Consider the following 673-nt stretch of genomic DNA (forward strand, 5'->3'; position numbering starts at 1 on the left):
GGCAGGTCACGCCGATGTAGTCCGAGGTCTGACCGGCAGTCAGGAACAGGCGGATTGGCCGCCCCTTCGCGTCGGTCACCGCGTGCAGTTTTGAATTCAGGCCGCCCTTGGTCCGGCCAATGAAGCGGCTGCGCCCCCTTTTTGCCCCCGCAGGGATGAGGCGGTGCGATGGGTCTTCAGATGGGTCGCGTCGATCATGATCGTGCTGACGTCCTGATCCGCTTCCGCCAGCGCCATCAGCATCCGCGCGAAGACGCCCATGGGGCTCCAGCGAACCCAACGGTTGTAGAGGGTCTTGGGCGGTCCATAGGCCGCAGGCGCGTCTCGCCAGCGCAGCCCGTTGCGGTTGACGAAGACGATGCCGCTCAGGACGCGCCCGTCATCGACCCGGGCGCGCCCGCGGGACTTCGGGAAAAAGGCCGACAGTCGCTCCATCTGCGCGTCTGTCAGCCAGAAAAGATCGTCCACCATGCCCTACCTCCAGGACACTTTGACTCACAAAACGCACCTATCCTGCAAGCGCTTAATGGGTCCTGAGCCTAGAGCCTGATCTTGTTACACTGAAGCGTATCCGGCATGCCTGAGGTAGTTGGCACACTCGGTGGGTGAGAATGCGCCGAGGAGGCTGCCGATGCGGTGCCAGACGGCGGCGATGGAGCGTTCGTCGGCGCGG

At 64.0% G+C, this 673-nt stretch carries 1 pseudogene; it reads right to left on the reverse strand.

From position 1 onward, the window contains the following. A pseudogene (locus ACFHNC_RS24730) lies at positions 1 to 468 on the reverse strand (IS5 family transposase); the annotation flags it as partial. Positions 469 to 673 lie beyond the last annotated feature (205 nt).

The organism is Falsiroseomonas sp. E2-1-a4 (assembly GCF_051433165.1).
Classification (GTDB): Bacteria; Pseudomonadota; Alphaproteobacteria; order Acetobacterales; family Acetobacteraceae; genus Falsiroseomonas.